This window comes from Mesorhizobium sp. (genome assembly GCF_024509055.1).
GTDB lineage: Bacteria > Pseudomonadota > Alphaproteobacteria > Rhizobiales > Rhizobiaceae > Mesorhizobium.
Map to the genome: position 1 here is coordinate 1 of NZ_JANINM010000543.1, position 8,944 is coordinate 8,944.

Sequence of the window (8,944 nt, forward strand, 5' to 3'; positions counted from 1 at the left end):
CAGATCACCTGGTTCAACCTGCCGGTGGTGATCGGCGGCTTCGACAAGACCTTCCTGTCTCTGCCGAGGCTGTTGCACATCCTCGCGGTCAGCTATCTGATCGTCGCCCTGCCGGCGCTGTCGAATGTCTTCCGCGCCAGCCCGGAAAATCCGCTGGCAATCCTCGGCAAGCGCTCGCTGCCAGTGTTCATAGCCGGCACCCTGATCGCGATGGCGGCCCAGGTGCTGAGGCTTATCAATCCGGGCGGCTTTGTCTACGACGCGTTGCTGATCTCGGCCGGCATCTCCATGCAGTTCGCGCTTGCGCTTTACCTGGAGTGGCTAGCGGGGCTCAGCCCGTCGCGCGCGAAGCCGGTACGCGAGGGGTCCGCGCCTGCATCCTTTGGTGCGCCGGCGAGGGTAGGCGGATACTGAGCGAAGGTCCGGCCCTCCCGGCATCCGGGGCGGTTCGGCGAAAAGCTGACGCTCCGGACCCGCGATCCCGGGCCGAACCCGTTTCGGACTTTTCCTGGAATTTGCCCGAGGCTCAACCCTTCGTGGCAGGACCCGTCGAGGCCCTGACCACCAGTTCGACGCCCATCGTCTCGCGCCGCACGGTGCCGTCGAAGTCCAGGATCATTCGGGCCGCCCGGCGTCCGATCTCGGTGATCGGCTGGGCGATCGTAGTCAGCGGCGGATCGCAGAGCGCGCCGTCGGGCACGCCGTCGAAGCCGACGATGGAGACGTCCCGAGGCACGTTCAGCCCCTGCGCCTTCAGCCATTCGATGGCGATCAGGGCCATCCTGTCCGACATCGCGAGAATCGCGGTCGGGCGCTCGGGGCCGGCGAAAATCGCTTCGAGCCCGGCCCTGGTGCTCTTTTCCTCGTTTTCAGTCTCGTAGACCGGGATCTTCCCGGTATCGATGCCGAAGCGGGAGAGCTCCTCGAAATAGCCGGCAAGGCGGTCGCGCGTTCCCGTATAGACCGCCGAGCGGATCACCTCCGGCGTGGCGAGGCCTGTGCGGTTGTCGGCGAAGCCCAGCGACAGCACGCCGAACCGGCGGTGGCCAAGCTCGGCGAGATGGCGGGCCGCAAGCCGCGCTCCGGCGACATTGTCGACGCCGATCGCCGAGACGGTCTCGTCTTCGAAGCCGAGTTCGAGCGCCACGAAAGGCAGCTTGCGCTCGCGCGTCAATTCGACGAGACGCGAGCCACCCTCGATGCAGAACAGCACGAAACCGTCGACGAGCGCGCTCTGGATGTTCCAGGCAAGCTTTTCCTGGTTGGCGGCCGACACCAGCGCAATTCCCGCGCCGGTGGCGTCGCAGGCCTCGGAAATGCCGGCCATCATGACGCGCGCGAAGGGGTCGTCGAAGAAATAGGAGAGGGGCTCGGTTGTGCCGACGCCGATGGCATTGACCTTGCCGGCGCGCAGCAGGCGGCCCTTGGGATCGGGACCGGCATAGCCCATGGCCTCCGCCACCGCCTTGACCCGCTCGCGCACCTCGGCGCGCACGATCTCAGGCCGGCTGAAGACGTTGGATGCCGTGCCGTGCGACACGCCGGCCGCCTTGGCGATATCCGCCAGCCGGATTGGGCGTGCCTGGCTTTCGATCAGTGATGCCATATGGTTCCTCCGAATCCGGCCATGACGAACATGACCGGGGAATGGTTGCCGGTCATCTAACATTTTTGTTGGATCGATTCAAATTCTCACTTGACTGCTCGCTGTCAATGCATATGTTTTGAATCGATCCAATTCATGGCGCGGCATTGCTGCGGCGGTTACAAGAAGGAGGGTGCCGTGCATCCGGTCAGCTACTTGTTCGAAGATGTCTACCGCAACTATTGGGGTATCACGCGGGCCGACCCGCCTGAGCGGCCGCGGACAGGCGTGCCAACGACGAGAGCCAGCAAAAACAGATATTTGGTGGCGTTGGCTCGATCCGTTTCGAGGCGTCGTGGCTAAGCTAGCCGCGGGTGCGCCACAGCGCTGACACCGCGATCGCCAGCCAGCCGCCGATCAGCAGGGTGCCGCCGATCGGCGCCGACATCGGGAACAACCGTGAGCCGAGGAAGTCTCGCGCCAGGAGATCGCCGCAAAACAGCAGCAGCCCGGCCAGCAGCACCACGCTTGCGATCCTGAGGCAGCGGTTGCCGGCAGCAAGCCCGATGGCGAGGAAGACCGGCGCGTGCATCAGCAGGAAATTGGCGGCTGTCCCGGTGAAGGCGCCGCCGCGATGCGCGGCCGCCGCGGACAACGCTACGCCCGCCGCGCCGACGATACCGCCGGCCAGCACAAGGATATGGCTGCCGCCGTTTGGTTGTTGCCCGGCAATGCTCATCTCGGATGCTCCGTGCCCTGGTCTGGCGAACCCGATCAGGATTCGCCAGCTTCAAGCAGCATATGCCGCGCCCGTCTCGACTGGACAATCCAGTTATATGCCGCACCCAGCGCCATCAGCACCGACGTGCCGAGAAACACAGCCCGCATGCCGAAGTGGCCGCCGACGAAGCCGCCGGAGAGCGGCCCCGCGACCTGGCCGACATATTGCGCCGAGATCGCCAGGCCCAGCACATTGCCTCCGATTCCGTCGGGGATGTTGTGACGGATGACGCTGGTGATGCAGGGCAGCAGGCCACCCAGCGCCAGTCCCATAAGGAAGCGCAGCCCGATGAGTTGCCAGCTGTTTGTTACAAAAGCCTGAGGGATGAGCAGCAGCGCCGAGACGGCAAGCGCTCCCACGACCACGTTCCAGTGGCCGACGCGGTCGGCGAGTTTTCCCAACCATGACGAGGACAGTATGGTGCCGAGCGCCGCCGCCGACATCACGACGCCGGCGACCATCGTCACCTTGCGTGGATCTTCGACGAGCTGCTGCACATAGACGGTGATGATCGGCTCGATCGACATGGTGGCGAAGGCCAGCAACATCCCGGTTGTCAGCATTGCCACGACAGGGCGTTTGTCGGGAATCTGAGACCAGCCGCTCTTCGGCTTCGCCTTCGAGACGGGCTTGGTCGCTGCCGGATTTTCCTTGATCAGCAACGTTGTTGCCAGAAACGCGAGGAAGATGACGCCGCCGGACAGGAGGAAGGTCGCGCGGATGCCGATCACCGGCGGCAGCAGGCCACCGAGCAATGGACCGACCAGTGAACCCGCGGTGATGCCGGCGGCCAGAACGCCCAGCGCCCAGCCCGAGCGCTCCTTCGGCGTCTGCATGGCGACCAGAATGGTTGAACCAGAGGAGTAGCCGCCGGCAAAGCCGATGAGCAGCCGGAGCAGAACGAGCTGCCACACACTCTGCACCATGCCGGTCAGCGACATGCAGAACGCCATGCCGAACGAAGCGCGCACCAGCATGAGCTTGCGGCCGTAGCGGTCGCCGAGCCTTCCCCAAAGCGGCGCAACCAGCGCCGCGGCGAAGAAGCACGCGCCATAGGCGATGCCGGACCACTGCACGATCGCCGCATGGCCCTCGGCGCCAAGCTGCTCGACATAGAGCGGCAGGAAGGGCAGCAGCAGCGTCATGGCGACGAGCGTGCTGAACGAACCCGCGAAGCAGACAGCGAGATTGCGGCGCCAGTGGATGTTGTAGCCGCTCTGTTCCGCCTTCATTTCAGCCATGTCGTGCCTGCTTGGATTTCCGGGATTGTTGTGGATACCATTTTGGTATACCAAGGCGGTATCCGTCATGAACCTCCATCAGGCCGCTGTCAATCGGTGCGAAAGAACGGAACGACGATGTCGCAGATGCAGAATGTTGAAAGACAGCTTCGCGAGATGATCCTGGGTCTTGAGATCGGCCCGGGTGAGCGGCTGACCGAGCGCTGGATCGAAAGCCGTTTTGGCGCCTCGCGCACGCCGGTCCGGGCGGCGCTGCTGCGCCTCGAGACGGAAGGACTGATCGGCCGCGATGGGCGCGGCTGGACAGTGGCGCCGATCAATCTCACCGAACTGGCGCAGATCGCCGTCTACCGCGAGGCGGTCGAGGTCGCGGCTGTCCGGCTGACCGCGGCGCAAGAGGACCGCGGCGGGGTCGATGTGATCGAGGCCATGCTCGATTCCTGCGATGCCGCCACGCCGCGCGAGGAATGGCATCGCGTCGGCATGGATTTCCATATCGAGCTCGCAAGGCTCTCGGGCAATGAATTCCTGCTTCGGGCGGTGCGCGACGCGATGACCAGGCTGTCGCGCGCCCGTTGGCTGGAGGTGCGCGACGAGGCAGCACTAGGCCGCGCCTGGGCCGAGCATCACGCTATCCTGGCAGCCGTGAGGGCCGGCGACGCCGACGAAGCGGCGCGGCAGCTGACTGCCCACATCGCCGGCAGCCGCGACCGGCTGGTCACCTCGCTTCACGACGACCGGCGCAGCCTGCGCGCCAGGGGCTTTGCGGTCGTGGCGGCCTGAGGGCAGGGACGTCAACGATCGTTGATGCAGCCGGGCTTGCAAGATCGCCCGCACAATGCTGTAGCGGCGCGTGACTGACCCTTGCTTTCGAGACGACTGACCGATGGCCTCACTTCTGCGTACCGCGGCGCGGTTGTTCTACTTCGCGCGCAACATCACACGCGACACGGCGCCTCAAGCCTTCTTTCGCGCCAGGCTGGCCGGGAATCTCAAACAGGCAAGGCTGTCCGGCGATATCGTCCGCCGGCGGGTGAACTACTACAACACGCTGGAGCACAGTTTTTCGCCGAGCCCGAAGGCCGTCCGCGCCGGCAAGCTGCCGAGTTTCGGCAGCATGTATTATTATGACCTGAAAGAGTTCACGCGTTACTTCGACCGCGATCTGCTTGTCGATATCGAGTTCGGCGACGTCATCAAGGTGCCGAAAGTGCCTTCGGTCGTGAAGGACAGGCCGCTGCTGCCGGACAATGGCAACGCCGTGATCATGAATCTCGACAAGTTCCGGCACTTCAATATGCCGGCCGACAGCCTGGCCTTTGCCGACAAGCGTCCCGAGGTTGTCTGGCGCGGCAACTTCAACAATCCGATCCGCAAGCGCTTCGCCGACGCAGTCCGCAACCTGCCGTTCTGCGATGCCGGCTCTCCCAAGCCGGATGCGCCCGAGGGATATCGTAAGCCGTACCTTACCATTCCGCAGCAGCGGCAATTCCGCTACATCGTCTCGCTCGAAGGCAACGATGTCGCGACCAATCTCAAATGGATCATGTGCTCGAACTCGCTCTGCCTGATGCCGACGCCCACCTACGAGACATGGTTCGCGGAAGCCGAGGTCGAGGCCAATGTCCACTATGTGCCGCTGGCGCCGGATTTTTCCGACCTCGCCGACAAGGTCGCCTATTTTGAAAAGCACCCGGAAGAGGCCAGACGCATCATCGCTGCCGCCAATGCCTATTGCCGCCAGTTCCGGAATCCGAAGGAAGAACGGCTGGTTTCGCTGCTCGTGCTCTACAAGTATTTCGTCCTCAGCGGGCAGATTGAACCCGACCCCGAGGTCTGGCGCTACATCACCGGCTGATCTCCGGGCGCCTTCGCGGCGCGCCGGAAGAGCCTTTCTCGCTGTCAGATCACGCTTCGGTCAAGCACCAGATCGGCCGGGCTGAAGCGGTCCTTGGCGGTGAATTGCTGGTGCCAATAGGGATAGAGCACGGGCGGCCGGCTGACGGCGTCGAGGCGCATGCGTTCGTCGAGCGAAAGCGTCAGGCTGGCGGCGGCGAGGTTGTCGTCGAGCTGCTTTTCGTTGCGGGCGCCGATCACCAGCGAGCTGACCGCGGGACGCCCAAGCAGCCATGCGAGCGCGACCTGTGCTGCCGAAACGCCGCGCGCCTTGCCGATCTCGACCAGCACGTCGACGATCCGCCACAGCCGGTCCTCGTCGCGGATTGGCGGCTCGGACCAGCCGCCAACCTGGCGGGCGGTGGGGCTGTCGCGACGGTATTTGCCCGACAGCAGCCCGCCGGCCAGCGGGCTCCACACCAGCACGCCCAGCCCCTGGTCGACAGAGATCGGCAGCAGTTCGTATTCGGCCTCGCGCGCTTCCAGCGTGTAGTGGATCTGTTGCGTGACGAAGCGCGGCTGATGGCGGCTGTCGCTGACGGCAAGTGCCTTCATCGCCTGCCAGCCCGAATAGTTGGAGCAGCCGACATAGCGGACCTTGCCCTGGGTCACCAGCGTGTCGAGGGCGGCGATGGTCTCCTCGAGCGGGGTGACGCCGTCCCATTCATGCACGAAGTAGATGTCGATGACGTCCGTCCTCAGCCGCTTCAGGCTCTTCTCGCATTCGCGGATCAGGTGGTGGCGCGACAGGCCGTCGTCGTTCGGCCCCTTGCCGATGCGCATGCGCGCCTTGGAGGCGATCAGAACGTCGTTCTTGCGCTGGCCGCCGAGCGCCTCGCCGACGATCTCTTCCGAGAGGCCGTTCGAATAGACATTCGCCGTGTCGATGAGATTGACGCCGGCGTCGATGCAGGTGTCGATGATGCGCCGGGCTTCGGTGAGGTCGGAATTGCCGACCGCGGCGAACGGGCCGGAGCCGCCGAAGGTCATGGTGCCAAGTGTCAGCGTCGAAACCTTCAGGCCGGAACGGCCAAGGGTGCGGTATTCCATGTCTATTCCTCACGATTGTATTTGAAGGGCGCGCCGCGTCGGGCGCCGGAAGAGGCGAGGGCATTTGTAGGACAATTCGAGTGGCTTGTCGCCCCGCCATCGATACGGGCCGATCACATGTCGACCGGACCGGAGCGCTGCCCAAGCAGGCCCTTGCAATAAAACCGTCACTGCGCCTCTGTATCTCAGTCGGCTCAGGGAGTTGCGTTTCTGGCGCTGCCGGAAAGCACCCGAGGCCATTGTGGCAGAGGCAGGCGGAGCAACGCGATGAACGAAGTCAAACCGAATTCCGGGGCCAAGGACTGGCTGGAGGCTGAGCTCGAGGACACGCTCGACGAGGATTACGAGCTGGAGATTTCCGAGCCGGCGCTCTCGCTTGAGATATCCAAGATCTACAAGAAGTCGCATCCGCCTTCGATCGAGCGCATGACCTATTTCCGCGAGCTGCTCAGGCTGCAATCGGAACTGATCAAGCTGCAGTCCTGGGTCGCCTACCACAAGAAGAAGCTGGTGGTGATTTTCGAAGGCCGCGACTCCGCCGGCAAGGGTGGCGTCATCAAGCGCATCACCCAGCGCCTCAACCCGCGCATCGCCCGCGTCGTGGCACTGCCGGCGCCGACAGAGCGCGAGAAGTCGCAATGGTATTTCCAGCGCTACGTCCCGCATCTGCCAGCGGGCGGCGAGATCGTGCTGTTCGACCGCTCCTGGTACAACCGCTCTGGCGTCGAGCGCGTGATGGGTTTCGCCTCGCCCGATCAGGTGGAGGAATTCTTCCATGACGTGCCGGAATTCGAGCGCATGCTGGTGCGCTCCGGCATCACGCTGGTGAAATACTGGTTCTCCATCACCGACGAGGAACAGCAGATGCGCTTCCTGATGCGCATCCACGATCCGATGAAGCAGTGGAAGCTGTCGCCGATGGACCTGCAGTCGCGCGTCCGCTGGGAGCAGTACACCAAGGCCAAGGAAGAAACCTTCGCCCGCACCAACATCAAGGAAGCGCCCTGGTTCATCGTCGAGGGCAACGACAAGAAGCGCGCGCGGCTGAACTGCATGGACCACCTCCTGCATCAGCTGCCGTATGAGGATGTCCCGCACGAGGAAATCACGCTGCCGGAACGCGTCTTCAACCCGCAATACGAACGCCAGGTCCTGCCGCGCGAGCTTTACGTGCCGGAGAAATATTGAGCGCCTCTCCTTCTCCCCTTGGGGGAGAAGGGAAAGCTTGGCTACACCCGCCCGATCATCACATGCATGGCGTTCGGCGTCGCGATCTGCTCGGTGCAGCGATAGCCGAGCTTCAACATGTCGAGGCCGGTGAAGAGATTCTCGCCCTTGCCGAGCAGCACTGGTGAGATCGCCAGATGCATTTCGTCGATCAGGCTTTCCTGCAGGTATTGGCGGATGGTGGAAACGCCGCCGCCGATCCGCACGTCCTTGTCGCCGGCCACGGCCCGTGCCTGCTCAAGCGCCGAATGGATGCCGTCGGTGACGAAGTGGAAGGTGGTGCCGCCTTCCATGGTGATCGGCGCGCGTTTGTGGTGGGTCAGCACGTAGGTCGGTACATGATAGGGCGGGTTAGGCCCCCACCAGCCTTTCCAGTTGTCATCCGGCCAGTCGCCGCGGATCGGTCCGAACATATTGCGGCCGAGGATCCAAGCGCCAACATTCTCGAAGCTGCGGATGGCGAGATCGTCATCGACGCCGGTGGCGCCGCCCTCTTTGCCGAGCACCATCTTGTGGAACGTGCGCGTCGTGGTCAGCCACTTGTGCAAATTTTCGCCGCCGACACCGAGCGGGTGCTGGAGGTCCTGATCGGGGCCGGCGCCGAAGCCGTCGAGTGACAGGGTGAAACCATTGACGCGCAGCTTGGGCATGATCGTCTCCGCAACCAATTGTTTTTTGCAAGCGGTTATCGCGTAACTTAACCGATTGCAGATTGCAAACGGTTCTTCCGCGGGGCGGGCTGATCCGATCAGAATGCTGTCAGCTCATGACACCTGCGAGGCAGGACGGTGCTCGTTGTTTGAGCGACAGGAGGAACCGGACGGCTGGCGCCCGCCCGGAAGGATCAGCCCCTCAGCATCTCCGCAACGGTCGGCGCGAAATAGGTCAGCACGCCGTCGCAGCCGGCGCGCTTGAAGGCGAGCAGCGATTCCAGCATCGCCTTCTCGCCGTCGATCCAGCCATTGGCGGCAGCTGCCTTGATCATCGAGTACTCGCCCGACACCTGGTAGGCGAAGGTCGGCATCTGGAACTCGTCCTTCAGCCGGCGGATGATGTCGAGATAGGGCAGCCCGGGCTTCACCATCAGCATGTCGGCGCCTTCGGCCAGATCCTGCTCGGCCTCGCGCACCGCCTCGTCCGAATTGGCGTGGTCGATATAGTAGG

General features: G+C 63.8%; 9 protein-coding genes and 1 pseudogene. 4 read left to right on the forward strand and 6 right to left on the reverse strand.

Annotated elements, in window-relative coordinates; genetic code table 11:
- Positions 1–414: OpgC domain-containing protein (gene opgC / locus Q0L57_RS32890; protein ID WP_296747263.1), on the forward strand; the 414-nt coding region annotated here is incomplete at its 5' end.
- Positions 415–526: 112 nt separating this feature from the next.
- Here the strand turns inward: opgC and Q0L57_RS32895 are convergent.
- The 3 genes from Q0L57_RS32895 to Q0L57_RS32905 form a co-directional block, all read right to left on the reverse strand.
- The gene (locus Q0L57_RS32895) at positions 527–1,606 is read right to left on the reverse strand and encodes a substrate-binding domain-containing protein (protein WP_296747264.1); all 1,080 of its coding nucleotides are present in this window, start codon (positions 1,604–1,606) and stop codon (positions 527–529) included.
- A 343-nt stretch (positions 1,607–1,949) separates the two neighbouring features.
- Positions 1,950–2,324, reverse strand: a complete 375-nt coding sequence (locus tag Q0L57_RS32900) for a DUF423 domain-containing protein (protein WP_296747265.1) — start codon at positions 2,322–2,324, stop codon at positions 1,950–1,952.
- A gap of 35 nt (positions 2,325–2,359) precedes the next feature.
- Positions 2,360–3,607 carry an MFS transporter gene (locus tag Q0L57_RS32905; RefSeq protein WP_296747266.1) on the reverse strand — a complete coding sequence of 416 codons (1,248 nt, stop codon included), beginning with the start codon at positions 3,605–3,607 and terminating at the stop codon, positions 2,360–2,362.
- A gap of 117 nt (positions 3,608–3,724) precedes the next feature.
- Between Q0L57_RS32905 and Q0L57_RS32910 the strand changes: the two genes are divergently transcribed.
- Both Q0L57_RS32910 and Q0L57_RS32915 read left to right on the forward strand, forming a co-directional pair.
- Positions 3,725–4,390, forward strand: coding sequence for a GntR family transcriptional regulator (locus tag Q0L57_RS32910; protein ID WP_296747267.1), 666 nt, complete (start codon positions 3,725–3,727; stop codon positions 4,388–4,390).
- A gap of 103 nt (positions 4,391–4,493) precedes the next feature.
- The gene (locus Q0L57_RS32915) at positions 4,494–5,465 is read left to right on the forward strand and encodes a glycosyl transferase family 90 (protein WP_296747268.1); all 972 of its coding nucleotides are present in this window, start codon (positions 4,494–4,496) and stop codon (positions 5,463–5,465) included.
- Positions 5,466–5,509: 44 nt separating this feature from the next.
- On the opposite strand, the gene Q0L57_RS32920 is transcribed toward Q0L57_RS32915, so the two are convergent.
- Entirely contained in the window at positions 5,510–6,553 is a 1,044-nt protein-coding gene (locus tag Q0L57_RS32920; RefSeq protein ID WP_296747269.1) for an aldo/keto reductase, read from the reverse strand.
- Between the two features lie 267 nt (positions 6,554–6,820).
- On the opposite strand from Q0L57_RS32920, the gene ppk2 reads away from it, so the two are divergent.
- Positions 6,821–7,741 carry a polyphosphate kinase 2 gene (gene ppk2, locus Q0L57_RS32925; protein ID WP_296747270.1) on the forward strand — a complete coding sequence of 307 codons (921 nt, stop codon included), beginning with the start codon at positions 6,821–6,823 and terminating at the stop codon, positions 7,739–7,741.
- 41 nt (positions 7,742–7,782) lie between these two features.
- Here ppk2 and Q0L57_RS32930 read toward each other — a convergent pair whose 3' ends face one another.
- The gene (locus Q0L57_RS32930; protein ID WP_296747271.1) at positions 7,783–8,430 is read right to left on the reverse strand and encodes a dihydrofolate reductase family protein; all 648 of its coding nucleotides are present in this window, start codon (positions 8,428–8,430) and stop codon (positions 7,783–7,785) included.
- A gap of 194 nt (positions 8,431–8,624) precedes the next feature.
- Positions 8,625–8,944 (reverse strand): annotated as a pseudogene (locus Q0L57_RS32935) (porphobilinogen synthase); the annotation flags it as partial.

Excerpts from the sequence above, each read along its gene's own strand:
- Q0L57_RS32895 (WP_296747264.1), bottom strand. The coding sequence starts at position 1,606 with ATGGCATCACTGATCGAAAGCCAGGCACGCCCAATCCGGCTGGCGGAT.
- Q0L57_RS32900 (WP_296747265.1), bottom strand. The coding sequence starts at position 2,324 with ATGAGCATTGCCGGGCAACAACCAAACGGCGGCAGCCATATCCTTGTG.
- Q0L57_RS32905 (WP_296747266.1), bottom strand. The coding sequence starts at position 3,607 with ATGGCTGAAATGAAGGCGGAACAGAGCGGCTACAACATCCACTGGCGC.
- Q0L57_RS32910 (WP_296747267.1), top strand. The coding sequence starts at position 3,725 with ATGTCGCAGATGCAGAATGTTGAAAGACAGCTTCGCGAGATGATCCTG.
- Q0L57_RS32915 (WP_296747268.1), top strand. The coding sequence starts at position 4,494 with ATGGCCTCACTTCTGCGTACCGCGGCGCGGTTGTTCTACTTCGCGCGC.
- Q0L57_RS32920 (WP_296747269.1), bottom strand. The coding sequence starts at position 6,553 with ATGGAATACCGCACCCTTGGCCGTTCCGGCCTGAAGGTTTCGACGCTG.
- ppk2 (WP_296747270.1), top strand. The coding sequence starts at position 6,821 with ATGAACGAAGTCAAACCGAATTCCGGGGCCAAGGACTGGCTGGAGGCT.
- Q0L57_RS32930 (WP_296747271.1), bottom strand. The coding sequence starts at position 8,430 with ATGCCCAAGCTGCGCGTCAATGGTTTCACCCTGTCACTCGACGGCTTC.